The sequence below is a fragment of the Saccharopolyspora sp. NPDC047091 genome (assembly GCF_040643635.1).
Taxonomy (GTDB): Bacteria; Actinomycetota; Actinomycetes; order Mycobacteriales; family Pseudonocardiaceae; genus Saccharopolyspora_C.
In genome coordinates this window covers 21,350-47,798 of the sequence record NZ_JBEYUS010000003.1, presented here as the reverse complement: position 1 = coordinate 47,798, position 26,449 = coordinate 21,350, and the positions used below count along the sequence as shown (strand labels likewise).

Sequence of the window (26,449 nt, the reverse complement as noted above, 5' to 3'; positions counted from 1 at the left end):
CGGCTCGGATTCGACGTCGCGGCACGGATTCCGCACCGCCGCGACGGCCGTTCTCCTGCGGTGAAACAGCTTTGAAGGCGGACTGAAACCGCCGCCCCCTAGCGTCGGGTCCCGTTGGGCCTCCGACGGATTGGGAGCGGTCGATGCAGCACTCGGATGTTCCGGTCATCTACCCGGACGTGGACGTGATCCGGCGAATCCAGGAACTCGTGGTCCTCTGCTCGCTGCTGCCGCCGGACGGCAAGCTGCGCGAGGTGCTGGAACTCGCGCTCGCGCTGAACGAGGAGCCTACCCTGACCCGGCTCACGCCGGTCACCGACCTGCACCCCTTCACGACGCACAAGTGGCTGGAGTCGCTGTGGTCGCCGGAGGGACTACCCGAGCAGGAGAAGGAGGTCGTCGCCTGGCAGAACGAGAACGACAACATGAGCCGAGCGCTCGTGGAGTTGAAGAACGCGGAGGCGCAGCTGGGGTTCGCGCTGGCGGCCCGGCTGCCCACCGAGCAGTCCGAATGATCCGAGAGAACAGCACTCAGGAGGAGATCATGTCCGACACCATTCTTCGCCAAGCCGTCATCGACGCCGAGTTCCGCTCCGCGCTCATCGCGGACCCCGCCGCCTTCGGCGTGGAGCCGGGTGACCTGCCCGACGCGGTCGAGGCCGTCGACCAGGACTCCCTGGACTTCTGGACGAAGGGGATCGCGGCCAACGAGGTCGTCGCCTGCGCCAGCACCTGCAGCGCCGGCCCGTTCACGTTCGCGTGCGACGGCTCGACCAAGTGAGCTGAGCATCGACGCGGTGAGCCTCCGGGCTCGCCGCGTTTCCTCGCCCACCACCGACCGGGGACAGGTGTTGATGCAGACCGACCGAGCACTCGATCTGGCGGCCCGCGCGAGCAACTTGGACGAGCGGCTGCGCGTCGTCACCGCGCTGCGCGACTCCGGACGGCCGCCGGCGGCGGCACCGCCCGATCCGGTCGAGCGGTGGCGGCTGGACCGGGTCGCGGGGCGGCTCGCGGGGAAGTTCGCGCAGGAGGCCGAGAACCGGGCGCAACCGACCGAGCACACCGCCGAGGAGCTCGCCGCGGCGCTCACCGCCTTCCGAGCCGTCGAACTGGACCCGACCGGTCCGGGGCTGCCCGAACTGCTGGAGGAGCTGCACGCCGCCTGGTTGCCGACCTACCGCGACGCGGTGCTCGGCTGGGATCCGGCGCACTCCGACCCGCGGGCGACCTGGCGGGACACCGGGGTCTACTACGGCGAACTGGCCACCGCCTGCGAACCGTTCCTGGTGGAACTGGGGCGCAGGCTGGAGAAGGTGCGGGCCGAGCTGCCGGAGTCGATCGGGCCGAACCTGGTCGACGACCTGCAACGCCACCTGCACGGCCGCTTCTCGCTGGCGCTGGCCTGGGTGGTGGAGGCCGAGGCGAACCTGCACCGGGCACGGCGCGGGCTCGACCGGGAGCGGGCGGGCGAGGCCGACTACCTCGCCTACTTGGACGCGACCTTCTCCGATGCCGCCACGTACCACGCGTTCTTCCTGGAATACCCGGTCCTGGGGCGCTGGCTGGCCCACCTGACCGAGCTGGTCACCGACTACGGGACCGAGCTGCTGCGCAACCTGGCGGCGGACGCCGCGCAGCTCGGGGCGGAGCTGTTCGGCCGGACCATCGCCGAGTTCCGCTCGCTGCGGCTCGGCAACGGGGACTACCACGCGGGCGGGCGCAGCGTGGCGGTGGTGACCGTCGAGCTCGACGACGGCGAGACCGGGACGGTCTACTACAAGCCGCGCTGCCTGCGCTCGGAGGCGGGCGTGCAGGTGGTGCTGGACCGGCTGCGCGAACGGGACGTGGTGGGTTTCGCCGCGCGCCCCGTGCTGGTGCGCGACGGCTACGGGTACGAGGCGGCGATCCCCGGCGGCCGCAACGAGACCGGCAGCGCCGAGGCGGCCGCGCACGTGTACCGGGAGCTCGGCGGCTACCTGGCGCTGTTCTACGTGCTCGGCGGCAGCGACCTGCACTTCGAGAACATCATCGTCGCGGACGGGCACGCGTACGTGTGCGACGGCGAGACCGTGTTCGACGCGTCGCCGCTGGGCCGCGGGGGCAGCGGAACGGTGCAGGACTCGGTGTTCAAGACGGGCCTGCTGGAGTGGCCGCGCGCCGAATCCGCGGACGGGCCGGAGCAGATGCGGCTGAGCGGCTACACCGGCGGGGAGAGCTACGAGATCCCGATGCCGATCCCGGTGATCACCGGTGAACGGCTCAACTTCGCAGCGACGGTGCGGAACCGCTCGGGCGTCCGGGTCGAGCTGGACGCCACCAACCGGGTGTTCCTGCACGGCGAGCTCGTCCACCCGCAGGACCACCTGGAGTCCATCATGGACGGTTTCGACCGGGTGCACGAATGGCTGGAGCACAACGCGGACGAGGCGGTCGCGCTGCTGTCGGCGGCGTTCGACGGCGCCTCCGCGCGGTTCCTGAACTGGAGCACGCAGATCTACGCGCAGCTGCTGGCGTCCGCGCGGCACCCGAAGTGCCTGGCCGACCCGATCGAGGTCGACCTGCTGCTGAACACGGTGCGCACCTTCCCCCGGGACTGGGACCGGACCGCGGTGCTCTCGACCAGGGAGACGGCGTCGATGTGGCGGCTGGACGTGCCGATCTTCACCGTCGGGGTGAGCGACGTCCACCTGGTGCACGACCACGCCGAACGGCTGCCGACCACCCTGAAGCGGTCCCCGCTGGACGGCGCCGCGAACCGGATCCGCGGCCTCACCGCGCAGGACCGCGCGCGGCAGGCCCGCTACATCGCGGCCAGCCTGTCGCACGACGAGATCAGCAGCCCCGCGTTCGTCGCCACCGCGCTGGACTACGCGGTGCGGGTCGGCGAGCGGTTGTGCTCGATGATGCTGGAACCCGGTGCCGCCGCGCCGTGGAAGTCGTTCGGCCGGGTCGACGGCGTGCTCGAATCCGTGGACATCGACGCCGACCTGTACACCGGCACCGCGGGCGTGGCGCTGTTCCTCGCCTACCTGGACGACCTGGTGCCGCGCCCCGAGTTCCGGCAGGCCGCGCGCCGCGCGCTGGAGCACGCCACCGGCACCCCGCCGCAGCGCACCGGCGCGTTCGCCGACATCGGCGGCCGGCTCTACCTGCTCGCCCACCTGCACCGGCTGTGGGGCGAGCAGGAGCTGGTGGACCGGGCCGTGGAGCTGTGCGACGGCCTGCCCGGGCTCATCGACGCCGACACCCACCTGGACGTGCTGCACGGCGCAGCCGGGATGATCCCGGTGCTGCTCCAGCTGGAACCGCTGCTCGGGGACGAGGCGCTGACCTTGGCGCACCACTGCGCGGCCCACCTGCTGAGCAGCGCCCGCGACCGGGGCGACGCGCTCAGCTGGCCGTCCAACACCCCGGAGCACGCGCGCGACGACATGACCGGCTTCGCGCACGGCGCGGCGGGCATCGGCTGGGCCCTGGTCCTGCTGGGCACCCGCACCGGCCGGGAGGACTACGTCGTCGCGGGCCGGCGCGCCTTCGCCTACGAGGCGCGGCACTTCGACACCGGCGAGCAGGACTGGTACGACCTGCGCTACGACACCGGCCAGGTCGCCAAGAACGGCCACCACTTCTCCAACGCGTGGTGCAACGGGGCCGCCGGGATCGGGCTCAGCCGCATCGCCGCCTGGGCCCTGCTGGGCGAGGACGACGAGGAGCTGCTGCGGGAATCCCGGTACGCGCTGGGCGCGACCGTGCGGAACTTCCCCCGGCTGAAGAACCACACGCTGTGCCACGGCACCTCCGGCAACTCGGAGCTGCTGCTGCGGTACGCGCTGCTGCGCGCCGACCCCGCGTTCCGGTTGGAGGCGAACGTGCAGGTGCGCGAGATGTGGCGCTCGCTGGACGATGCCGAGCACGGGCTCGGTGAGCAGAGCGCCGACTTCTTCCCCGGGCTGATGCTGGGGATCTCCGGCTACGGCATGCACTTCCTGCGCATCGCGCACCCGGATCGGATTCCGTCGGTGCTCATGCTCGACCCGCCGCCACCGCGGCCCTGAGCCGCTTCCCGAACCCCTCCCACCTCGAATCCGGCATCCCAGCGCCCCGGCGGGCACCGGCCCGCCACCCGCAACGGACGAAGGAGCCCGCCATGACCGTCGAAGCCTGCAAGAGCTTCCTGCACGCGACCAGGCAGCAGCCGGAACTCGCCCAGCAGCTCAAGGCCGTCACCGGGATGAAGGAGGTGATCGCGCTCGGCGGCAGGCACGGCTTCGAGTTCACCGCGCAGGAGATGGCCGCGGGCTCGGCGGAGCTCGGCGCGGAGAGCGGCCCCGAGGTGGCCGCCGAAGAGCCCGTGACACCACGGGAAACGGCCTTCTACCACCACGAGTACGACCTGGCGGACGTGCCGGAACTCGCACCGCTGATCGACGAGCTGCCGCTGCTGAAGGTGCGGCCGCCGCTGGACATGGCCGAGTTCCACGCCCGGTTCCGCGCCGACGACCTGGACTCCACCTCGAAGTCCCCGTCCGATCCCGAGTTCCAGGAGTGGAACCGGCGGATGATGGCCGCGCACTGGCAGGACCCGGCGGGCGGCGGCGCGCGGCGGGACTTCCACCTGGTGAACCTGGACGAGCACATCGACCATCCCGGCTACCCCGCGTACTTCGCCGCCAAGACGCGGGCGATCCGGTTGCTGGAGGGCGTGTTCGGCGACGAGATCCGGTTGTCCGGCTCGATGTGGTATCCGCCGAACAGCTACCGGCTCTGGCACACCAACGAGAACCAGCCGGGCTGGCGGATGTACGTGGTGGACCTCGACGACGACTTCCCCGAGAGCGGCGGGACGTCCTTCTTCCGCTACCAGAACCCGGGCACCGGCGAGATCGTCACGCTGCCGGAGCGCCGCAGGATCGTGCGGTTCTTCAAGGCCGAGCAGGATCCCGCGAAGCTGTTCTGGCACTGCATCGTGAACCCGACCGAACGGCACCGGTGGAGCTTCGGCTTCGTGGTCCCCGAAGGGTGGCAGGACCGCCTGGAAGGCGTGCGCGCAGCGTGACGGGAGCACCGAGCGCCCCCGGCCGTTCGAGACCAGCGAGGAGCACCCGTGCGACGACTCCGGCGAGGCGACGAGCAGCGGCCTCCGCATCCCGCGGACGCTCCCGCGATCGTGGCCCGCGACGTGCACAAGTCCTACCGCGGGACGCCCGCCGTGCGCGGCGTGGACATCACCGTGGCCCGCGGCGAGATGTTCGGCTTCCTCGGGCCGAACGGCGCGGGCAAGTCCACCACGATCGCGATGATGTGCACCTTGGCGCAGCCCGATTCGGGACGCATCGAGATCGCCGGGTACGACGTGGTGCGGGACGCGCACCAGGTGCGCCGCAGGCTCGGTCTGGTGTTCCAGGAGTCGACGCTCGACCCGGACCTGACCACCGCGGAGAACCTGGGATTCCACGCCGACCTGTACGCGATGCCCCGGGCGCTGGTGGCCGAACGCGTCGACGCGATGCTCGACCTGGTCGGGTTGCTGGAGCGCCGCGGGGACCGGGTCGCCACGTTCTCCGGCGGGATGCGGCGCAGGCTGGAGATCGCGCGCGGCCTGCTGCACCGGCCGAGCGTGCTGTTCCTGGACGAGCCGACCGTGGGCCTCGACCCGCAGACCCGCGCCGAGATCTGGACCTACCTGCACCGGATCGCCGAGCAGGAGGCGACCACGGTCTTCCTCACCACGCACTACCTCGACGAAGCGGAGCGGTGCGACCGGCTCGCGATCATCGACGCGGGCCGGATCGTCGCGCAGGGCACCCCGGCGGAGCTGAAGTCCGTGGTCGGCGCGGACCGCATCGCGCTGCGCACCGGAGACGACGCCGCGGCGGTGCGGGTGCTGCGCGAGCGCTTCGACCTGGCGGCCACCACCGCGGACGGCCGGGTGCAGGTGCAGGTCGCCGACGGGGCTCGGTTCGTGCCGGTGCTCTGCTCCGGGCTGGACGTGCCGATCTTCGAGGTGACCGTGACCCGCCCGAGCCTGGACGAGGTGTTCCTGCACTACACCGGCCGAGCCATCCGAGATGAGCCCGTGCCCGCGCCCTGATCCCCCACGGCCGTCGAGGAGTCCGCGTGACCAGCACCGCACCGCCCCGGGCCGCAGCGACCCGACCGTCCGAAGACGACATCGGTCGACGCGGCAGGTTCGCGCAGGAGTGGCGGGCCGGCTGCATGGTGTGGCGGCGGGAGCTGCTGCACTTCCTGCGGGACCGCACCCGGGTCGCGGTGTCGCTGCTGCCGCCGTTCCTGTTCCTGTACGTGCTCGGCATCGGCCTGTCCCGGCTGCTGGCGGGCGGGGCCGGCGGGCCGCGGGCCGCGGCGGACTACCTGCTGTTCCTGTTCCCCGGCGTGCTGGTGATGGCCGCGCAGGCACCCGCCATCTCGGTGGGGGCGTCGATCGTGTGGGACCGGCAGACCGGGTTCCTGCGGGAGATGCTGGCGGCGCCGGTGTTCCGCGGCACGCTGCTGCTCGGCAAGTGCCTCGGCGGCGCGACGGTGGCGACCGCGCAGAGCGGGATCGTGCTGCTCACCGCGGGACTGGTCGGGGTGCCGTACGACCCGGGTCTGTTCGCGGTGCTCCTCGTCGAGATCGCGATCGCCGCGCTGTCGCTGACGGTGCTCGCCGCCGGGGTGGCGGTGGTGATCAAGCGGGTGCAGACGTTCAACACGGTGCTGTCCGTGCTGATCACGCCGCTGGTGTTCCTGTCCGGGATGATGTTCCCGATCAGCGCGATGCCCGGCTGGATGGTGGCGCTGACGGTGGTGAACCCGCTGACCTACGCGGTGGACGCGATGCGGCACGCCGTGCTCGGGCGGCTCGGGCAGGAGCAGTCCTCGACGATCTTCGCGCCGGTGGAGTGGGGCGGGTGGGAACTCCCGCCGTGGGTGGAGATCGCCGTGGTGCTCGCCTTCTCGGTGCTGGCGCTGGCCGCAATCAGCCGCCGCTTCGCCCGCACCGGGTGATCGGCAGGTTGACCTCGGCGTCCGCCGCCTGCTGGAGTGGGCGACGAGCGATGTCGAGTGGGGGACCGCCGTGTCGGACACCGTCGCACTGATCCTGTACGCCGCGACGCTCGCGTTCACCGGTTGGGCGATGCACCTGGTTCAGCGGCTGAGCGCGCGCGGAACGTTGCGCCGCAACAACTTCGTGGGCATCCGGACGCGGGCGACGCAAGCCTCGGACGCCGCGTGGGCGGCGGGGCACCGGGCCGCGGAACCGCGGATGCTGCAGGCCGCGCGCACCGGCTACGCCGCCGGGGTGCTCACCGCGGCGGCCACGGCCGCGCAAGTGCTGGGCGTCGTCCCGCTACCGGTGGCGCTGGCGGTGCCGACTCTGGGCCTGGTGCTGCTGCTCGTGTTCGCGCTGCACGGCGCGGTGGTAGCGAACCGGGCCGCCCGCGCGGCCGACGGCGGCCGAGCCCCGCGCCCCTGAGCGCCGGGGTCACGGCGCGTCCAGGCCGACGAACATGGCCTGGTGCAGGTCGGTGACGTGGCGGTGCGCGATGTCGGCGGCGGCCGCGGGGTCCCGGGCGCACAGGGCGGCCACCAGCTCGCGGTGATCGCGGTTCGACTCGCGCAGCTGCTCCATCGGGTAAGGCAGGTAGTAGCGGTACAGGTCGCGCAGCACCGGTTCGTAGTCCGCGGCGGCGGACGGGACGCCGGTGGCGGCGGCGACGGTGCGGTGGAAGACCTCGTCGAGCCGGTGGAACTCCGCCCAGTCCGCGGCCCGCTCCATCCGCTCGGTGAGCTCGTGCAGCTCGGCGATCCGGTCCGCGTCCGCGGCGCGGGCCGCCAGGTGCGCGAGCCCGCACTCCAGCACCAGCCGCTGGTCCACCAGCCGGTGGACCTCGTCGGCGGCGGCCCGGTACGCGTCGGTTTCGCGCACCGCGCTGCGGGCCGGTTCCGCCACCACGCGGGTGCCGCCGCCGCGGCCCGGCCGCCGCTCCAGCACGCCGTCCCGGCCCAGCGCGACCAGCGCCCGCCGCACGGTGATCTGGGACACGTCGAGGGCGGTGGCGATCGCGGCGTTGCCCGGCAGCCACTCCCCCGGCGCGAGCAGACCGAGGTCGACGGCGAGGGAGATCCGAGCGCGCACCGTGTCCACCGCCGACAACCTGCGAATTCCGGACAGCGCCGCCGAGGACAGCGCCGAGTCGGCGCCGACCGGTTCGTCCGGGTCAGATCTGGACATGATGCACAGCGTAATCGCACGTCAAGCGCAAAGTGGTCAAAGTGAACACTCTTGCCGGAGGGGTGGGCGCTGACCTATTTTCTTCCAGTCGCCCCGGCAGCCGTGCGCCGGTGCCACCCCGCCACCTGGAAACGAGACCCGATGCCCCGACCACTGCCGCTCGCGCTGGCGCAGGAACCCCCGCTGCCCGCGACCGCACCCCCGGACGAGTTCACCGCCCAGGTGGAGGCGCTGCTCGCCGAGCACCCCGGGACCCGGCTGGTGGCCTACCCGGAACTGCACCTGTGCGGCGTCACCGGCCCGGACCGGAACGCGCAGCTCACCGACGCCGCCGAACCGCTGCACGGGCCCCGCACCCGGCGGCTCGCCGAACTCGCCGGGGACCTCGGCGTGTGGCTCGCGCCCGGCAGCGTCTGCGAACGCGGCGCGGGCGGAGAGCTGTTCAACACGGCGCTGGTGTTCTCTCCCGAGGGCGAACTGGTCTCCTGGTACCGCAAGGTCTTCCCGTGGCGGCCCTACGAGCCCTACGACCCCGGCGACCGGTTCGTCGTGTTCGACGCGCCCGGGATCGGCCGCATCGGCTTCAGCATCTGCTACGACGCCTGGTTCCCCGAGGTGGCGCGGCACCTGGCCTGGATGGGCGCCGAGCTCGTGCTCAACCCGGTGCAGACCACCACCCCGGACCGGGCGCAGGAACTGGTGCTGGCGCGCGCGAACGCCATCACCAACCAGGTCTTCGTGGCGAGCGTGAACGCCGCCGCGCCCGTCGGCACCGGGGACGGCCTGCTCGTCGGCCCGGAAGGGCAGGTGCTGGCGCACGCCGAAGGCGCCGAACCCGGCGTGCTCGCCACCACGGTCGACCTCGACGAGGTGCGGCGGATCCGCACCGACGGCACCGCGGGGCTCAACCGCGTCTGGGACCAGTTCACCGCCGCCGACTCCCCCATCGCGCTGCCGCTCTACGACGGCCGCATCGACCCGCACCGCTGGCGCCCCGCCGGCCCGGCGCACGACTAGGAGCCACGCACATGCCCGGAAACGCACCGGTCCTGAACCGGTCGCTGCGACTGCACTCCGTCGTGCTGTTCGGCGTCGCCTACATGGCGCCGATGATCGTGCTCGGCACCTTCGGCGTCGTCGCCGAGGAGACCAGCGGATCGGTGCCGACCGCGTACCTGCTGGCGATGGTGGCGATGCTGTTCACCGCGCACAGCTACGGCAAGATGGCCGCCGCCTTCCCGGTCGCCGGTTCGGCCTACACCTACGCGCGGCGCACCCTCGACTCGCGCGCCGGGTTCCTGGTGGGCTGGGTGGTGCTACTGGACTACTTCTTCCTGCCGATGGTGATCTGGCTGCTCGGCGCCACCTACCTGCGCGCGCAGTTCCCGGACGTGCCGTTCGGGCTGTGGATCGTGCTGTTCATCGTCGCGACCACCGCGCTGAACGTGCTGGGCATCAAGGTCGCGGACAAGACGAACTCGGTGCTGATGTCGTTCCAGGTGCTGGTGATCGTGATCTTCGTGGTGCTGTCGCTGCGCCACGTGTTCACCACCTCCGGGACCGGGGCGCTGCTGAGCGCGGAGCCCTTCCTGAATCCGAGCACCACCGCCGCGGGCGTGTCCGCCGGCGCCGCGCTGGCCGCGTACTCGTTCCTCGGCTTCGACGCGGTCACCACGCTCACCGAGGAGACGGTGGACCCGCGGCGCACGATGCCGCGCGCGATCCTGCTCATCACGCTGATCGGCGGCGGCATCTTCGTCGTCGTCGCCTGGGCGACGCAGCTGGCGCACCCCGGTGCCGCGTTCGCCGACCCCGACTCGGCGGTGTTCGAGATCGCCCGCACCATCGCCGGGGACGCCGTCGCCGCGCTGCTGCTGGCCGGGCTGATCGTCGCCCAGTTCGCCTCCGGGCTGGCCGCGCAGGCCGGTGCGGCGCGGCTGCTGTTCGCGATGGGCCGGGACGACGTGCTGCCGCGCAGGCTGTTCGGCAGGCTGCACCCGCGGTTCCGGACGCCCGCGGTGAACATCGCGCTGACCGGCGTCATCGGGCTGATCGCCGTGTTCCTCGACGTGTCCACCTCCACGTCGTTCATCAACTTCGGCGCGTTCGTCGCGTTCACCTCGGTGAACCTGAGCGTGATCGGGCTGTTCGTGCGGCGGCGCAAGGCGGGCGAGTCGCTGTCCTGGTGGACGTACCTGCTGCTGCCCGCGGTGGGCGCGCTGATCGACCTGTGGCTGCTGGTGAACCTGGATCCGGCGGCGCTGCTGCTCGGCGGCTGCTGGCTGGTGCTCGGCGTCGGCTACCTCGCCTACCGCACCCGGCTGTTCCGCGACCCGCCGCCCGAGATGCAGCCGGAGGAATCGGCCCCCGCGCCCGCCGAAGCGTCCTGACCCCCGGGTGAGCGGCCCACCCGACCGGCAGCGTGGTCCGGTGGGCCGATCACCCGCGATCATGGGCCGATGGGCTTCGACTCCGCACCCGAGCTGATCTGGTACGCGAGCTACGGCTCGAACATGCACGCCGACCGGTTCCGGCACTACCTGGAAGGCGGCACCCCGCCCGGCGGCCGCCGCGCCTGCCCGGGCTCCCGCGATCCGCGGCCACCGCGGCGCACCGGCGGGCACCGGACGCCGGGCGGCGTGTACTTCGCGACCGAATCGCAGGTGTGGGGCGGCGGCCGCGCGTTCCTCGATCCCGAGCTGCCCGGCTCGGCGGCGCTGCGCGCGTACCTGGTGACGCCCGGGCAGTTCGCGGACGTGGTGGCGCAGGAGATGTACCGGGAACCCGGCGGGGACCTGGACCTGCGGGAGGTGCTGCGCACCGGGCGGCAGGTGATCGGACCGGGCCGCTACGAGACGCTGCTGCACGTCGGCGAGCGGGACGGGCACCCGGTGCTCACCTTCACCGCGCCGTGGTCCGCCGCCGAGGTGCCGCTGCTGGCACCGTCGGCGGAGTACCTGCGGATGCTGCTCGGCGGGTTGCGCGCCGGTCAGGGCTGGGACGCGCGCACCGCGGCCGAGCACTTGGCGGCGATGCCGGGCGCCCGCGGGAGCTGGCGCGCGGCGGACATCGCCCGGCTCGCCGACCGGCCCGAGGACTAGCGGCGGTCGAACAGCTCCGCCAGGTCGGCGCCGGAGAGCACCCCGGCCGGGTCGGGGAAGGTGCCGGCGGCGATCTCGCGCGCCTCGTGCACCAGTGCGCTCAGCGCGGCGCGGGCCAACGTCGACCCGAGGCTGATCCGCCGCACCCCCAGTTCCGCCAGGTCGGCCACGGACAGCGCGCGGGCCGCACCGACCGCGAGCACGTTCACCGGTGCCGTGACGGCCGAGCACACGGCGTGGATCGCCTCGGCGTCCGGCAGCGCGGGCGCGTACAGCACATCGGCCCCGGCCTCCTCGTAGGCCTGCAACCGGCGGATCGTGTCGGCCAGGTCCGCGCGGCCGTGCAGGAAGTTCTCGGCGCGGGCGGTGAGGGTGAACGGGAACGGCAGCTCCCGCGCCGCCGCCGCGGCCGCCGCGATCCGCTCGGCCGCGCGGTCCAGGTCGTAGATCGGGTCGTCGGCACGCCCGGTGGCGTCCTCCACGGACCCGCCGACGGCTCCGGCGAGCGCGGCCGCGCGCACCGCGTCGGCGGCGTCCCGCGGCTCGTCGCCGTAGCCGTTCTCCAGGTCCGCGGACACCGGCAGCTCGGTGGCCTCGGCGATCTCCCGCACGTTGTCCACCGCCTCGTCCAAGCTCACCTGGCGGGCCGCGTCGCGGCGGCCCAACCGGCTCGCGAGACCCCCGCTGGTGGTGCCCAGCGCGGTGTAGCCGAGCCCCGCCAGGATCCGGGCGGTGCCCGCGTCCCACGGGTTCGGGAGCACGAACGTCCCCGGCCCGCGGTGCAGCTCGGCGAAGGCGGTGGCGCGGCGGTGCTGTTCAGCGGCGGTGAGTTCCACGGGCGTCCTCTGCTTCGGTGACCGGTCCGCCCGCATTCTGACCCGCCGCACCGACAGCGGCGGCGCGCCACGCGTGTCGCCGCGACCGCCGATCTCGCGCCCGCGGTCCTCACATCCCCGCGCACTCCCGGCACGGGCAGTGCGGACAGCCCAGCGAGTGCAGGTACTTCGGCGCGCCCGCCGTCTTCTCGCACAGCAGGCAGGTGAGGTCCCCGTCGTCGGCGATGATCTCCTCGTACGGCACCGGCGTCATCCGGTCCGTCGAGTCGATGCGCTTGTGCGGGGCGCCGACGGCGACGATGAGGTGGTCGGTGACGGCGCCGACCGCGTGCGGCACCTCCCCTTCGACGAGGAACGTCTGCCCCGCACGGGTCTCGTGGATGCGCCCGCCGTAGGTGATGGTGCCGATGCCCGCGACGACGGTGAGCACGTGGTGCCCGGGATGGGTGTGCGGTACGAATCCGTGTCCGGCGGGCAACCGGATCAGGTCGGCGCCGATCTCGCCGTTGGTCGCCAGTTCGCGGCCGCTCGCGGCGGCGGTGCCGTGCATGGGGACTTCGAGCTCGGCGTGCTCCACGCGGAGCTCGGTGTGGTCGTCGTGGAGGGAGTTCTTCGCCCAGTCGGTGATCTGCAGCGGGTGTTCCACGTTCACTCCTCGTCCTTCGGGCGGGCCCAGACGACGCCGCCGAGATCGTGCCGTCCGGCGCGCAGCACGGAGCAGCCCACGAGGGCGTGCCCGTCGTGCCGCAGCCGGCGCATCCGGTTCCACCGGTCCACCCGGTGGCGGGTGCCGCCGGTGAGGAACGTCCACACCGGGCCGAGCGCCCAGGGCGCGGCTCCGGTGGTGGTCGGGCTCGCGTGCGGGAGCAGCAGCAGCCGGCCGTCCTGCACGGTGGTCTCCTCGCCGAACGGGACGGCGACGGCGGGGGCGCCTTCGGCGGCGGCCACGGCGGCGGCGAGGTCCACGTGGGCGGACAGCGGCCAGCAGGCGGTGAGGCGGGCGCGCCACCGGGTTTTCGCGGCGCTCCCGTCCTCCTCGTCGAGCCAGTGCTCCCGCAGGAAGTCCCAGGCCGCGCAGGCGTCGTCGCCGCCGAGCACCGGGGTCCGCGGCGCGTGCGCGACGAGCCTGCGCAGTTCCTCGTCGGCCGAGCGGGGCGCCTCACGCAGCATCGCGCGGGCGGTGGCGCCCGCGTGCGCGAGCAGCCGCGCGTAGCGGTCCGGGGGCTGCCGCCGCGCGGCGAGGCTCGCGCCCATCGCGGAGCGGCGCGGTTTCCCGGTGGCGGTCGCGCGGTACCCGCCCAGCCGCAGCACGGCGGGCCGCGGTTCGGCGCGGGCGCACAGGTCCCGCACCTCGTCCACGTCGGCGTCGGCGGTGACGAGCCCGATCTCCTGCCCCAGCGCGGGTTCCGCGACGCCCACGGCGGCGAACCGGCCGGTGAGCCCGGCGGTGCGCCAGCCGCGTTCGACCTCCAGCGGGTAGTGCTTCTCGCCGCCGCGGTTGATCCGCTCCGCGGTGCGCCCGCGCAGCACCAGCAGCCGGTCGTCCCGCAGTTCGCCGAGGTCGCCGGTGCGCAGCCAGCCGTCGGGGGTGAGCGCCTCGGCGGTGGCGGCCGGGTCCTCCCAGTAGCCGTCCATCAGGTCGGGGGTGCGGATCTGCACCTCGCCCGCGTCGAGCCGCAGTTCGGTGCCGGGCAGCGCTTCGCCGACGGGCGGGAACCGGTCCAGGTAGTGCTCGGTGAAGCCCGCGCCGTCGAACCTCGGTGCGGTGCAGCTGAAGTTGACGGCTTCGGTGAGCCCGTAGCCCTGCCGCAGCCGCGGCCCGTAGCGCCGGTGGAACCGGTGCGCGAGGTCGCCGGTGAGCGGGGCCGCCGCGGTGATCAGGTACTCCAGGTCCGGCGGCCAGTCCGGTGCGGCGTCGACCAGGTCGGACAGCAGCGCCGGGACGATCGAGGCGGTCCGCGCTCCGGCCGCGGCGAGGTCGGCGAAGTAGCCGGCCGGGTCGAACCGGGGGTGCAGCACGAGCGGCGCCCCGGTGAGGTGGGTGCCGAGCAGCGACAGCACCAGGGCGTTGCAGTGGTACAGCGGCAGGCATGTCCCATGTGGACGGTCCGGCGCGATCCCGTGCAGCGCGGCGGTCTTCGCGGCGTTGCCGAGCACGGCGGCCCGCCCGAGCCGCACGCCCTTCGGCCGTCCGGTGGAGCCGGAGGTGAACATGATGAACGCGAGCCCGGCGGCTTCCGGGTGCTCGGCCGCGAGCCCGGTGGTCCGGACGGTGGTGGTGCCCGCCTGCTGTTCGACGACGGCGCTCGCCCGCACGCGCCGCACGATCTCGGGCAGGTCGGTGCCGCGCGGCGCCAGCGGCACCGCGACCAGTTCGCGGTCGAAGCAGTCCAGCAGCACGGCGGCGAGCTCGGGCCCGTTGGGCAGCCGGATCACGACGCGCGCCCCGGGCGGCAGCGCGGCCAGTTCGGGCCGGTGGTTCATCGCGCGGGCTCCGTTCCGCCGCGCAGCGAGGCGGGGCGCAGGTCGGTCCAGTGCTGCTCGACGTACTCCAGCGCCGCGTCCCGGCCGGTCGCGTCGAGCACCACGTCCCAGCCCGCGGGCACCGCGGCGAACGCGGGCCACAGCGAGTGCTGGAGCTCTTCGTTGCGCAGCACCAGGAAAGTGCCGTCCTCGTCGTCGAACGGGTTCGTCATGGCCGCCGGTCCTCCTCGGTCGCGGTGTGGTGGCGCAGGTGTTCGCGCAGCACGGCGCCGATCTCGCCGACGTGCCGCGGCTGCATGATCCGGTGGTGCGGGTGGTCCAGGTGGTAGGTGGTGAACGGCCCGTCGAGGTGGGCGCGCCAGCGCTGCGGATCGGGGCCCTCGGACGTTCCGATGTGGACGGTGTCGCCGCTGCGGTGGCCCATCCGGTGGTCGCGCAGCAGGGCCGCGTTGTGCCGGGATCCGGTGACGACGTCGGCGACGTCCTGCTCGGTGAGGGCGGCGAGCGCGCTGCCCTCCCGGCGCAGCGCCGCGGACACCTCGGCGAAGGTGGGTTCGCCGGTGCCGTCCTGGTCGACGGAGGTGAGCAGCACGCGGTGGATCCGCGCCGGGTCGATCTCGTCCGCCGCGCCACCGGGTTCGGGCAGCGGCGGGTCGATGAGGCACAGCAGTCCGGCGTCGTCGCCGAGCCGTTCCGCCATCGCGTGCGCGACCACGCCGCCGAACGACCAGCCCACCAGGTGGTACGGCCCGTGCGGGTGCGCGGCGCGGAGTTCGGCGAGGTAGCGCTCGGCCATCTCGTCGATGCTCGCGGGCAGGTCGACGACGCCGCCGGCGCCGATGCCCTGCACCCCGAGCACCGGGTGCGCGGGATCCAGGTGGGCGAGCAGGCCGGCGTAGAGCCAGGCGAGCCCGCTGAGCGGGTGCACGCACACCACCGGCGCGGCCGTGCCGCCGGTCCGCAGCGGCACCAGGTGCCCGGTGGGTCCGGAGCCGGTGCGCAGCACGTGCTCCAGCGCGGCGGGGGTGGGTGCGGCGAACACGTCGCGCAGCTGCGGCCGGGTGCCGAGGCGCGCCGCGACCCGGTCCACGAGCCGCACCGCGAGCAGCGAATGTCCGCCGAGCTCGAAGAAGTTCTCCTCCGGCCCGACGTGCGCCACGCCGAGCACCTCGGCGAACACCGCGCTCAGCTCAGGCCCGGTGCTGTCCGTGTTCCCCGTGCTGCCCGTGCCCGCCGCCCGCTCGGGCGCGGGCAGCCGGTCGCGCAGCAGCTTCCCGTTGTCCGACAGGGGAAGCCGGTCGATGAGCAGCAGCCGGGACGGGATCATGTGCGCGGGCAGCCGCTCCACGAGGTGCGCGCGCACCGAGCCGAGGTCGGCGCCGGGGGCGACCAGGTGCGCCACCAACCTGCGGTCCTGCTCGTCGTGGTCGTGCACGGCGACGGCGGCGGCACGCACCTGCGGGTGCCCGGCGAGCACCGCTTCGACCTCGCCGAGTTCCACCCGGTGCCCGCGGATCTTGACCTGGTCGTCCTCGCGGCCGTGGAAGCGCAGCGTTCCGGCGGCGTCCCGGGAGGCGAGGTCGCCGGTCCGGTACATCCGGCCGCCGGGCGGCCCGAACGGGTCGGCGACGAAGCGCTGCGCGGTGCGGGCGGTGCGGTGCAGGTAGCCGGTGGCCACGCCGCGCCCGGCGAGGTAGAGCTCGCCGACGACGCCCGGCGGCACCGGTTCGAGCCGGGGGTCCAGCACCAGGCAGCGGGTGCCGCGCAGCGGTGTCCCGAGCGGCACGCCCGCGGACTGCGGGCCGGTGACCTGGTGCACGGTGGACCAGACGGTGGTCTCGGTGGGCCCGTAGCAGGCGTGCACCTCGCAGCCGAGCGCGCGTAGCCGGTCGGCGAGCGGACCCGGTACGAACTCACCGCCGACCACGACCCGCAGCCCGTCGAGCGCGGGCGCGGCGCCGTCGGCGGCCAGCAGCGCGTGCCACAGCGATGGCGTGGCCTGCACGATCGTCACCCGTTGCCGCACCAAGAGGGCGAGCAGCAGCCGCGGGTCGCGGACGGTGTCCCGCCCGGCGAGCACCACGGCGGCTCCGGTGGCCGGTCCGAGCAGCAGTTCGGGCACGGACATGTCGAATCCGGCGGGCGCGGCGGCCAGGATCCGCTCCCCCGGCCCGGGGCGCAGCCGGTCGCGCAGCTCGGCGAGCAGGTTGCGCACCGCGTCCTGCGGCACCACCACCCCCTTGGGCCTGCCGGTGGAGCCGGAGGTGTGCAGCACGTACGCGGTGCCGGGCGGCACCTGGGCGGGCGTGCCGGACAGGCGGGAGCAGCGCACCGCGCCGGTCCCGTCGTGGTCGAGCAGCAACCCGGGCCGGGCGTCGGCGAGCAGGTCCGCGGCGCGCCGCGGCGGCAGGTCCGGGTCGCACGGCAGGTAGGCGGCCCCGGCGGTGTGCACCGCGAGCACCGCCGCGACCAGGTCCGGCCCGCGGTGCAGCCGCAGTGCGACGAGGTCGCCCGGCCCTGCTCCGGCGGCGGTGAGGTCGGCGGCGATCCGCTCGACGCGCTCGGACAGGTCGCGGCGGGAGAGTTCGCGGTCCTCGTGGACCAGGGCGAGGGCGGCCGGGTTCCGGGCGGTGTGCTCGGCGAACAGCTCGTGCGCCGCGGCTCCCGGCGCTTCACCATCCGGTCCTTCGCCGGTGCGCAGCAGGGCGGCGCGTTCCGGTTCGCCGAGCACGGCGAGCGCCGCCACGTCCTGCCCCGGGTCGGCCGCGGCGGACAGCAGCAGTCGTTCCAGCCTGCCGATGAGCGCTCGCGCGGTGTCCGGGGTGAACAGCTCGGTGTCGTACTCGACCACGCCGCTGATGCCCGCGGGTTCGCCCGCCGCGTCGTGCCGGGTGCGCAGGCTGAACAGCAGGTCCATCCGGGAGGAGCCGCCGTGCAGGTCCAGCGGTGCGACGTCGGCGCCGGGCAGGTCGAACTCGGTGGGCGGGGTGTCCTGGAAGGCGAGCATCACCTGGAACAGCGGGTGGTGGGCCAGCGAGCGCGGCGGCCGCAGCACTTCGACGAGCTGCTCGAACGGCAGGTCCTGGTGGTCGAAGGCGTCCAGGTCGACCGCCCGGACCCGCCGCAGCAGGTCGCGGAAGGTGGGCCGCCCGGACAGGTCGGTGCGCAGCACCACGGTGTTCACGAAGCAGCCGACGGCGTCGTGCAGCGCGGCGTCCCCGCGCCCGGCGACGGGGGTCCCGATGGGGATGTCCGCGCCCGCGCCGTGCCGGTGCAGCAGGGCGGCGAGCGCGGCGTGCAGCACCATGAAGGGGCTGACGTCGTGGTCCCGGGCGAGCCGGGCGGCGGCCTCGTGCGTCGCGGCGCCGAACTCGACCTCGATGGTCTCGCCGCGGTGGGCGGACGCCGCGGGCCGCGGGTGGTCGGTGGGCAGCGGCAGCAGCTGCGGTGCGCCGCGCAGCACCTCGGTCCAGTGCTCCAGGTCGGATGCAGTGTCGATATCTCGTTGCCACAGCGCGAAGTCCGCGTACTGCACGGGTTCGTGCGACCAGTGCGGAGCCGCACCGCCGAGCCGGGCGCGGTAGGCCGTGGACAGGTCGCGGCTCAGCGGCGCGAAGGACCAGCCGTCGGCGGCGATGTGGTGCAGCAGCACCAGCAGCGCGTGCTCCGCGGGCCCAGTCTCGTACAGGGTGACGCGCAGCGGTGCCTCGGCGGCCAGGTCGAAGCGGTGCGCCGCGTCGGCGGCCATCCGATCGATCAGGTCCACTTCGGACAGTCGAACGTGCTCGAAGCGCACCTCGCCGGGCGGCAGGACGCGCTGCCACGGGCCGTCGTCCGCCTCGGCGATCGTGGTGCGCAGCACCTCGTGCCGGTCCACCACGTCCTGCCAGGCCGCGCGCAACGCCGCCGCGTCGAGCCGCCCGCGCAACCGGTGCGCGAACCGCAGGTTGTAGGTGTCGCCGAACTCGGCGAAGCCGCTGGTGAACCACAACCGGCGCTGCGCAGGCGAGAGCGGCACCCGCTCCGGGCGGCGTCCCGCGCGCAACCGGGGCCGGGCGGTCTCGCCGCGTTCGGCGAGGTGCCGGGCGAGGCCTTCGACGGTGGGCGCGTCGAACAGGGTGCGCACGTCGAGCTCCACGCCTAGCCCGGAGCGCACCCGGTTGATCAGCTGGGTGGCCAGCAGGGAATGCCCGCCGCAGTCGAAGAAGCTCTCGTCCACCCCGATCTCCGGCACGTCCAGCACCGCGGCGAACGCCTCCCGCAGGAACCGCTCCACCGAGGTGGCCGGTGGCCGCCCCGGCGCGCGGCCGGACTCCGGGGCGGGCAGCGCCCGCCGGTCCAGCTTCCCGTTGGGGGTCAACGGGATCTCGTCGACCGGCAGCAGGAACGACGGCACCATGTAGCGGGGCAGCAGCGCGGCGGCGTGCGCGAGCAGCTCCGTCGGCGCCGCGGCGGCGGCGAGCCGCACGTAGGCCACCAGCCGCGCTCCGCCGGGGCCGTCCTGCGGCAGCACGACGGCGCGGTCCACGGCGTCGTGGCGTTCCAGCGCGTGCTCGACCTCGGCCGGTTCGATGCGGAAGCCGCGCACCTGCACCTGCTGGTCGGTGCGGCCGAGGTGCTCCAGCGATCCGTCCGGCAGCGCGCGGCCCAGGTCGCCGGAGCGGTACATCCGGGAGCCGGGCGGTCCGAACGGGTCGGCGACGAACCGGCTCGCGCTCAGCCCGGGCCGGTTCAGGTACCCGAGCGCCACGCCGCGTCCTGCCACGTAGATCTCGCCAGGACAGCCCGGGGGCACCGGGCGCAGCGCGTGGTCGAGCAGGTGCAGCCGCACGTCGTCCAGCCCGGCGCCGACGACGCCGCGGGTCTCCGCCGGGTCGGTGAGCTCGGCGAACGTGCTGTGCACGGTGGTCTCGGTGATCCCGTACATGTTGATGGCGCGGAGGCCGTCGGCGGCGATGCGCCCGGCGATGCGCGCCGGGTCCAGCGGTTCGCCGCCGAGCACGACGCTGCGCACCGACGGCGGCTCGGCCCCGGCCTCGACCAGCTGGTAGTAGGCCGACGGCGTCTGGGACAGCGCGGTGACCCGCTCGCGCCGCAGCAGCTCGCGGAACTCGCGCGGCGACCGGCTCACGTCGAACGGGACCACGACGAGCCGCCCGCCGCGCCCGAGCGCGGCCCACAGCTCCCACACCGACATGTCGAAGGCGCAGGAGTGGAACAGCGCGTGCACGTCGTCCGGCCCGAACCCGAAGTGCCGATCGCCCGCGGCCAGCAGCCGGTGCACGTTGTCGTGCGTCACCAGCACGCCCTTCGGCCTGCCGGTCGAACCGGAGGTGTAGATCGCGTACGCCGGGTCGCCGGGCCGGATCGGCACGCCCAGGTCGGCGCCGGAGATCGCCGCGTCGTCGACGTCCTCGACCACCAGCACCTCGGCGGCGCAGGTGGGGGCCGTGGCGCGGGCCGCGACGACCAGGGCCGGTGCCGCGTCCGCAAGCACCTCGCGCTGCCGTTCGCCCGGGTGGTCGGGGTCCAGCGGCAGGTAGGCCGCGCCGGTCTTGAGCACCGCCAGCAGCGCCACCACCTGGTCGAGGCCGCGGGGTAGCGCCAGCGCCACCAGCCGGCCGCGCCCGGCACCTCGATCGGCCAGCAGTCGGGCCAGCCGGTTGGCGCGCGCGTTCAGCTCGCCGTAGGTGAGGCGCTCCTCCCCGCAGGACGCGGCCGGCGCGTCGGGCCGTGCCGCGGCGTGCCGCTCGAACAGCTCCGGCAGGGTGCCGCCGTCCCGGTCCGGCAGCGGTGCCGGGGTGCCGCGCTCGCCGGGCAGCAGCAGGTCCACGGCGCCGAGCGGCGCGTCCGGTGCGGCGCAGATCCGGTCCAGCACCGCGGCGAGCCGGTCCAGCAGCAGCCGCGCCGCGGCCTCGTCGGCGACGTCGGTGCGGTGGTCCAGCCGGAACCCGAGCCGCTCGCCGGGCAGCACGATCAGCGAGAGCGGGTAGTGCGTGCCGTCGTGCACCCGCATCCCGGTGATCCGCGGCCCGTCCGGCGCGTCCGCCCGCTCCGGCGGGTAGTTCTCGAACACGACGACGGTGTCGAACAGGTCGCCGCGCCCGGCGATGGCCTGCAGCCGGGCGAGGTCCACGTGCTGGTGCTCCAGCACGTGCAGCTGCTGCGCGCGCAGCGCGGCGAGCGCATCGGCGGTCCTGCGGTGCGGGTCGAGCCGCACCCGCACCGGCACCGTGTTGATCAGCAGCCCGACGATCTCCTCCACCCCGGGCAATTCGGCGGGCCTGCCGGACACGGTGGCGCCGAAGACCACGTCGTCCCGCCCGGTCAACGCGCCCAGCAGCACTCCCCAGCCCAGCTGGACCAGCGCGTTGGTGGTGACGCCGCGGGCGCGGGCGGTCGCGCGGAGCCGTTCGGTGGCGGCCTCGTCCAGTTCGCGGTGCGTCCGGCGGTGCGGCGCGGTGCTCGCGCCGGGCGCGGCCACCAGCGTCGGTTCGTCCACATCGGACAGCAGCGCCCGCCAGGCCGCCTCGTGCGCGTCCAGGTCCTGCGCGCCCAGCCAGTCGAGGAAGTGCCGGTACGGCACGGGTTCCGGCAGCTGCTCGCCCGCGTGCAGCGCGAACAGATCCCGGATCAGCACCGGCATCGACCAGCCGTCGAGCAGCACGTGGTGCGTGGTCAGCACGAACACGTGCCGGTCCGGCCCGGTGCGCAACAGCGCGGCCCGCAGCAGCGGCGGCTCGGCCAGGTCGAAGCGGCGCACCCGGTCGGCGTCCAGGTACCGGGTGACGTCGGCTTCGGCGGGCGCGTCCAGCTCGGTCCAGCCGACCTCGAACCGGTGCGGCCACAGCTGCACCGGGACGCCGTCGGCGCCGTGCCGGAAACCGGCGCTGAGCTGCGGGTGCCTGCGCAGCAGCGCATGCACCGCGCCGCGCAGCGCCGCCGCGTCCAACGCACCGGTGAGCTCGAAGGCGAACTGCACCAGGTACGGGTCGGTACCCGCCCGGTCGAACAGCGAGTGGAACAGCAGCCCCTGCGCCAGCGGCGGCACCGGCAGCAGCTCACCGCCGTCCTGCTCGCGGCGCCGCCGGGCCTCGGCGGCGAACTCGGCGAGCAGCGCGCACCACCGGTCGACGACCTCCGCGACCTGCCGCCGCGGCACGAGTTCGCCCGCCCACGACCAGTTCGCGGTCAGCTCCGGCCCGCCGTCCCCGTCGGTGATCAGCGCGTCCAGTTCGACGGCGTGGCTCAGCGGCAGGTCCGCGGGCATCGCGGACCCCAGCACGCCCGCTCCCGGGAGCGGCGCCCAATTCCGGTCGCCCGCGGTGTCGAACCGGCCAAGGTAGTTGAACCCGAGCAGCGGCCGGGTGCCCGCGGCCAGGACCGGCGCGGTCTGCGGGTTCAGGTACCGCAGCAGCCCGTGCCCGATGCCGTTGCGCGGCACCCGGTCCAGTTCGGCGCGAACCCGGTCCAGCAGTTCGTCGAGTCCGGCGCCGCGCACGTCGAGGCGCACCGGGAACGTGGTGGTGAACCAGCCGACGGTGCGCGCCAGGTCCTGACCGGGGTCGAACTCCTCGCGCCCGTGCCGCTCCACGTCCACCAGGACCGGCCCGTCGGTGCCGAGCCCGGCGGCGGCCTGCGCGAACGCGGCCAGCAGCAGCGTGTCCAGCGGGCAGCCGAAAGCGGTGGCGGCGTGGTGCACCAGCTCGCCGGTGACCTCGGCGGGCAGCGTGCGCGCTTCGTGCGCGCGGGTGGATTCCCGGTCGCGCTCCGCGTCCAGCCGCAACGGCAGTGGTTGCTCGGTGGACGCGATGTCCCGCCACAGCGGGAATTCCGCCTGCACCTCGGGGTGCCGGGCGCGGCGCTCCAGCGCGTGCGCCCAGTCGCCGAACGAGGTGCCGGCCGGTGCGATCTCCGGCGTCCGACCGGCGGCGAGCGCGGTTCCCGCCGCGCGCAGGTCGTCGAGCAGGATGCGCCAGGAGACGCCGTCCACCGCCAGGTGATGCGCGGCGAGCACGAGGATGCCGGGTTCGGGGGCCGCGTCGAGCCACACCGCCCGCACCGCGCTGCCGGACTCGGGATCGAGCTCTCGTTGCGCCGCAACCGAATGCTCCACGGCGAGCGCGATCAGTTCCGGTTCGGCGCGATCGCGGACGTCCACGCGCAGCGGCTCGCAGCGGGCCGGGCCGCCGATCTCCCAGGACCAGATCCCGTCCGTCGTGGACAGCCGCATGCCCAGCGCTTCGTGCCGGGCGAGCACCGCGTCCAGCACGGCCCGCAGCCGCTGCTCGTCGAGCCCGGCCGGAGTGCGCAGCACCGCGCACTGCGCGAACCCGGCGACCGCACCGCCCAGCTCCCGGAACCAGTGCATGATCGGCGTCAGCGGGAGCGGCCCGCGCTCCGCGGCCGGGCGCACCGGTGCGGGCGCCGCGGCCGGCGCCCCCGCGTGCCGCGCGAGTCCCGCGACGGACGGGTGGCGGAACACGTCGGCGGTGCCGAGCTCGAACCCGGCACGGCGGGCGCGGCTGGCGAACTGGATCGCGGTTATGCTGTCGCCGCCGAGCGCGAAGAAGTCGGCGTCCGACGGCACGTCCGCCACCCCGAGGACCTCGCCGAGCAGCTCGCGCAGCACCCGTTCCGCCGACCCGTCCGGCGCCGCGGGCTCGACCGGACCCGAGACCACGTCCGGCGGTGCGGGCAGCGCGGCCCGGTCCAGCTTCCCGTTGCGGGTCAACGGCAACTCCGGCACCGGCACGACCACCGCGGGAACCATGAACGGCGGCAGCAGCTCGGCCGCGCAGGCCGCGACCTCGGCCGCGTCCGGTGTCGCGCCGACGACGTAGCCCACCAGCCGCCGCGTGCCGGGCCGGTCCTCGCGCAGCACCGCCGCCGCCCGGCGCACCCGGGGCGCGGCGAGCAGCGCGGCCTCGACCTCGCCGAGCTCGATGCGGAAACCGCGCAGCTTCACCTGCCAGTCGGCGCGCCCGGCGAACTCCAGCAACCCGTCCGCGTTCCACCGCGCCAGATCACCGGTGCGGTACATCCGCTCGCCCGGCTCGCCCGCCGGGCAGGCCACGAACCGGTGCGCCGTCCCCGCCGGATCGCCGAGGTAGCCGCGGGCCAGTCCGGCGCCGCTCAGGTAGATCTCCCCGACCACACCTGGCGGCACCTGGCGCAGCGCGTCGTCGAGCAGGTGCACCCGCTTGCCGTCCAGCGGCGCACCGATCGGCAGCACCGCGGGCGGATCGGCGGGCACCGGGTAGCGGGTGGCGAACACGGTGGTCTCGGTCGGTCCGTACCCGTTGATCACGGTCAGGCCGGGCACCGCCTGCCGCACCCGCCGTGCCGCCTCCGGCGAGACGACGTCACCGCCGGTCCACACCTGCCGCACCCCGGCCAGGCAGCCGGGGTTCTCCGCGGCGAGCGCGCCGAACAGGCCCGCGGTGAGCCACAGCCCGGTGATGCGGTGCGCGGCGATCGTCTCGGCCAGCACGCCGAGGTCGGTGGTGCCGGGCGGCGCGGTGACCACTTCGCCACCGGTCAGCAGCGGCACCCACAGCTCCAGGGTGAGCGCGTCGAACGCGTGCGGGGAGTGCAGCAGCACCCGCTGCGCCGCGCCTTCCGCCCACCAGCGATCGGCGGCCAGCCGCACCAGGTCGCCGCGGGTGATCGCGACGCCCTTCGGCTCCCCGGTCGAGCCGGAGGTGAACATGACGCACGCCAGGTTCTCCGGGTCGAGCACCGGCGGCTCGGCTCCGGTCGAGCCGGGTTCCGGGTCGAGCACCGGCCCGATGTCCTGGAACCACGCGGAGAACTCGTCCGCGGCATCGGTGACCAGCACCTCCAGGCCCGCCCGCTGCGCGATGCCCCGCAACCGGCCGGGCGCGTCACCCCGGTGCAGCGGCACGTACGCCGCGCCCGCCCGCACCACGGCCAGCACCGCCACCACCAGGTCCGCCGAGCGGTCCAGCAGCAGCCCCACCGGCGTCGACACCCGCGTCCCGGCCGCGACCAGGCGGGCCGCGAGCCCGGCGGCGCGCGCGTCCAGCTCCCGGTAGGTCCACGCCCGGCCGGTGGCCGCCTCGCGCACCGCGATCGCGTCCGGGGCGCGGCGCACCCGCGCGGCGAACGCCTCCAGCACGTCCTCGCCCGGGGACGCCGGCGGCGCGCCGGTTCCCGCGGCCGCGACCTCGGCGCGCTGCTGCTCGGACAGCGGGTCCAGCCGCGCCAGCGGCAGCTCCGGCGGGGCGTCCGCCAGCTGCCGCAGCAACCGCAGGTAGCGGTCCCGCGCGGCCGCCAGCAGCGGCTCGTCGTGGTTGGCGGGGTTCGCGTCGAAGTCGAACCGCAGCTCGCCGTCGCCGCGGTCGTAGGCCACCACCGAGAAGTCCTCGGACGGCGGCGCCTGCAGATTGTGCACGGTCGCGGTGCACGCGCCGAATTCCAAGCCGTAGGCGAACTTCTGCACGTTCACCACCGGCCCGAAGAACACCCGCCCGTCCTCCGGGTAGCCCAGTTCGCGGCGCAGCCGCTCGCCCCGGTACCGCTGGTGGCGCTGCACCTCGGCGATCGCGGCGGCGACCTGCGCCGTGAACTCGCCCGCGGTGGCGGCCGGGTCCACCCGCAGCCGCAGCGGCAGCACGTTCGCCGACATCGACGGCGTGCGGCGGGCCGGCTCGGTGGTGCGGCCGGGCACCGGCAGGCTCAGCACCACGTCCCGGCTGCCGGTGGCGGCGTGCGCGTGCAGCGCGGCGGCGGCCACGACCAGCCGGGACCAGCGCTGCCCCAGCCGGTCGGCGCCCGTCCGCAGCGCCGCGAAACCCGCTTCGTCCACAGTGGAGCTCAACCGCAGCGACCGGTCCGCCGCGGCCGCGGGCCGGGACACCATGCTCGCGAATCCCGGCCCGTCGGCGAGTTTCTCCCGCCACCACCGGCGATCGTCCTCGAACTCGGCGGAGCCGCGGTATTCGTCCTCTTCGGACCGCAGCACGTCCGGTTCCGCCCAGCCGTGCTCCGGAACCGGCTCCGCGGCGACGAGGTGCGCGTAGACCTCCGCGATCCGCTGCGACAGCAGGGTCATCCCGACCCCGTCCAGCGCGATGTGGTGCACCCGCTGGAACAGCAGGTGCCGCTCCTCGGCGACGCGCAGCACCGCGGCGCCGAACAGCGGCCCGGCGCCCAGGTCCACCGGCCGGTCCAGTTCGGCGCGCATCCACGCCGCGGCGGCGGCCGGCGGGTCGGGTTCGGCGCGCAGGTCGAGCACCGGCACCGCGAGGTCGACGGCCTGCGACCGGCGGCGCGGCAGCCCGTCGGCGTCCGCGGTGAACGTCGCGTGCAGCGCGGTCGCCTCGCCCGCGGCACGGCGCACCGCCACCACCAGCAGCGCCGCATCCAGCGGCCCGGCGAGGTCGACGTACTCGCCCCACAGGTAGCGGGAACGGGCGCCGGACGCGGCGCGCTCGGCGATCCAGATGCCCAGTTCGGCTTCGGACAACGGCGGCTCGGCGGAGTTCTGGCCCAGGTTCATCGGTCGTTCCTCACGGGAATGGCCTGCGTGCGCCGGCCTCGGCTCGCCGCGCCGGTCATCGGGGCGGCCCAGGGGTCATCGCCCGCGGGACGCGCGGGTCGACGGATCTCGGTTCACTGCGGGGAAAGTGGTGTCAGCCGTGGCGGGGTGCGGCGGTGCCGCGCTCCCCGTACCTGGTCCGGCCGCAGCTCCCGCTCGGCGGACGGCGATCTCCCTCGCTCACGTCCTGACCCTTGCACGCGGCACGACGGACAGTCGACACAAA

General features: G+C 74.5%; 16 protein-coding genes. 10 read left to right on the top strand and 6 right to left on the bottom strand.

Annotated elements, in window-relative coordinates:
* The first annotated feature begins 143 nt into the window (after positions 1-143).
* The 7 genes from ABZ805_RS02525 (at position 144) to ABZ805_RS02495 (ending at position 7,480) form a co-directional block, all read left to right on the top strand.
* Positions 144-515, top strand: a complete 372-nt coding sequence (locus tag ABZ805_RS02525; protein ID WP_358433165.1) for a DurN family substrate-assisted peptide maturase — start codon at positions 144-146, stop codon at positions 513-515.
* 29 nt (positions 516-544) lie between these two features.
* Positions 545-781, top strand: coding sequence for a cinnamycin family lantibiotic (locus ABZ805_RS02520; protein WP_358433162.1), 237 nt, complete (start codon positions 545-547; stop codon positions 779-781).
* Between the two features lie 73 nt (positions 782-854).
* Positions 855-4,058: a type 2 lanthipeptide synthetase LanM family protein gene (locus ABZ805_RS02515; protein ID WP_358433160.1), complete on the top strand. Its 3,204-nt coding sequence runs from the start codon at positions 855-857 to the stop codon at positions 4,056-4,058.
* Positions 4,059-4,150: 92 nt separating this feature from the next.
* Positions 4,151-5,059 carry a Nif11-like leader peptide family natural product precursor gene (locus ABZ805_RS02510; RefSeq protein ID WP_358433157.1) on the top strand — a complete coding sequence of 303 codons (909 nt, stop codon included), beginning with the start codon at positions 4,151-4,153 and terminating at the stop codon, positions 5,057-5,059.
* 48 nt (positions 5,060-5,107) lie between these two features.
* Positions 5,108-6,094, top strand: a complete 987-nt coding sequence (locus ABZ805_RS02505; protein ID WP_358433154.1) for an ABC transporter ATP-binding protein — start codon at positions 5,108-5,110, stop codon at positions 6,092-6,094.
* A gap of 26 nt (positions 6,095-6,120) precedes the next feature.
* Positions 6,121-7,011, top strand: a complete 891-nt coding sequence (locus tag ABZ805_RS02500; RefSeq protein WP_358433152.1) for an ABC transporter permease — start codon at positions 6,121-6,123, stop codon at positions 7,009-7,011.
* A 70-nt stretch (positions 7,012-7,081) separates the two neighbouring features.
* Complete coding sequence (locus tag ABZ805_RS02495) at positions 7,082-7,480, top strand: SdpI family protein (protein WP_358433149.1); 399 nt, start codon at positions 7,082-7,084, stop codon at positions 7,478-7,480.
* 9 nt (positions 7,481-7,489) lie between these two features.
* On the opposite strand, the gene ABZ805_RS02490 is transcribed toward ABZ805_RS02495, so the two are convergent.
* Entirely contained in the window at positions 7,490-8,239 is a 750-nt protein-coding gene (locus ABZ805_RS02490; RefSeq protein ID WP_358433147.1) for an FCD domain-containing protein, read from the bottom strand.
* 141 nt (positions 8,240-8,380) lie between these two features.
* On the opposite strand from ABZ805_RS02490, the gene ABZ805_RS02485 reads away from it, so the two are divergent.
* From ABZ805_RS02485 to ABZ805_RS02475, 3 genes are all read left to right on the top strand, one after another.
* On the top strand, positions 8,381-9,256 hold the full coding sequence (locus tag ABZ805_RS02485) for a carbon-nitrogen hydrolase family protein (protein WP_358433144.1): 876 nt from the start codon (positions 8,381-8,383) through the stop codon (positions 9,254-9,256).
* A gap of 11 nt (positions 9,257-9,267) precedes the next feature.
* Positions 9,268-10,629, top strand: coding sequence for an APC family permease (locus ABZ805_RS02480; protein ID WP_358433141.1), 1,362 nt, complete (start codon positions 9,268-9,270; stop codon positions 10,627-10,629).
* Positions 10,630-10,698: 69 nt separating this feature from the next.
* Positions 10,699-11,340 (top strand): histone deacetylase, encoded by a 642-nt coding sequence (locus tag ABZ805_RS02475; protein WP_358433138.1) that lies wholly within the window; start codon positions 10,699-10,701, stop codon positions 11,338-11,340.
* Here ABZ805_RS02475 and ABZ805_RS02470 read toward each other — a convergent pair.
* From ABZ805_RS02470 to ABZ805_RS02450, 5 genes are all read right to left on the bottom strand, one after another.
* Positions 11,337-12,176: an isocitrate lyase/phosphoenolpyruvate mutase family protein gene (locus ABZ805_RS02470; RefSeq protein ID WP_358433136.1), complete on the bottom strand. Its 840-nt coding sequence runs from the start codon at positions 12,174-12,176 to the stop codon at positions 11,337-11,339. The genes ABZ805_RS02475 and ABZ805_RS02470 overlap by 4 nt on opposite strands.
* Before the next feature lie 109 nt (positions 12,177-12,285).
* Positions 12,286-12,822 carry a cupin domain-containing protein gene (locus tag ABZ805_RS02465; RefSeq protein WP_358433133.1) on the bottom strand — a complete coding sequence of 179 codons (537 nt, stop codon included), beginning with the start codon at positions 12,820-12,822 and terminating at the stop codon, positions 12,286-12,288.
* Between the two features lie 2 nt (positions 12,823-12,824).
* Positions 12,825-14,660: a class I adenylate-forming enzyme family protein gene (locus ABZ805_RS02460; RefSeq protein ID WP_358433130.1), complete on the bottom strand. Its 1,836-nt coding sequence runs from the start codon at positions 14,658-14,660 to the stop codon at positions 12,825-12,827.
* On the bottom strand, positions 14,657-14,872 hold the full coding sequence (locus ABZ805_RS02455; RefSeq protein WP_358433128.1) for an MbtH family protein: 216 nt from the start codon (positions 14,870-14,872) through the stop codon (positions 14,657-14,659). Before ABZ805_RS02455 ends, ABZ805_RS02460 begins: the two co-directional genes overlap by 4 nt.
* A complete protein-coding gene (locus ABZ805_RS02450; protein WP_358433127.1) occupies positions 14,869-26,184 on the bottom strand; it encodes an amino acid adenylation domain-containing protein in 11,316 nt (3,771 codons plus the stop codon). Before ABZ805_RS02450 ends, ABZ805_RS02455 begins: the two co-directional genes overlap by 4 nt.
* Positions 26,185-26,449: the final 265 nt, after the last annotated feature.

Bases quoted from the DNA above. Each gene is read 5' to 3' on its own strand.
- ABZ805_RS02525 (WP_358433165.1), top strand. From the start codon at position 144: ATGCAGCACTCGGATGTTCCGGTCATCTACCCGGACGTGGACGTGATC.
- ABZ805_RS02520 (WP_358433162.1), top strand. From the start codon at position 545: ATGTCCGACACCATTCTTCGCCAAGCCGTCATCGACGCCGAGTTCCGC.
- ABZ805_RS02515 (WP_358433160.1), top strand. From the start codon at position 855: ATGCAGACCGACCGAGCACTCGATCTGGCGGCCCGCGCGAGCAACTTG.
- ABZ805_RS02510 (WP_358433157.1), top strand. From the start codon at position 4,151: ATGACCGTCGAAGCCTGCAAGAGCTTCCTGCACGCGACCAGGCAGCAG.
- ABZ805_RS02490 (WP_358433147.1), bottom strand. From the start codon at position 8,239: ATGTCCAGATCTGACCCGGACGAACCGGTCGGCGCCGACTCGGCGCTG.
- ABZ805_RS02485 (WP_358433144.1), top strand. From the start codon at position 8,381: ATGCCCCGACCACTGCCGCTCGCGCTGGCGCAGGAACCCCCGCTGCCC.
- ABZ805_RS02480 (WP_358433141.1), top strand. From the start codon at position 9,268: ATGCCCGGAAACGCACCGGTCCTGAACCGGTCGCTGCGACTGCACTCC.
- ABZ805_RS02475 (WP_358433138.1), top strand. From the start codon at position 10,699: ATGGGCTTCGACTCCGCACCCGAGCTGATCTGGTACGCGAGCTACGGC.
- ABZ805_RS02460 (WP_358433130.1), bottom strand. From the start codon at position 14,660: ATGAACCACCGGCCCGAACTGGCCGCGCTGCCGCCCGGGGCGCGCGTC.
- ABZ805_RS02455 (WP_358433128.1), bottom strand. From the start codon at position 14,872: ATGACGAACCCGTTCGACGACGAGGACGGCACTTTCCTGGTGCTGCGC.
- ABZ805_RS02450 (WP_358433127.1), bottom strand. From the start codon at position 26,184: ATGAACCTGGGCCAGAACTCCGCCGAGCCGCCGTTGTCCGAAGCCGAA.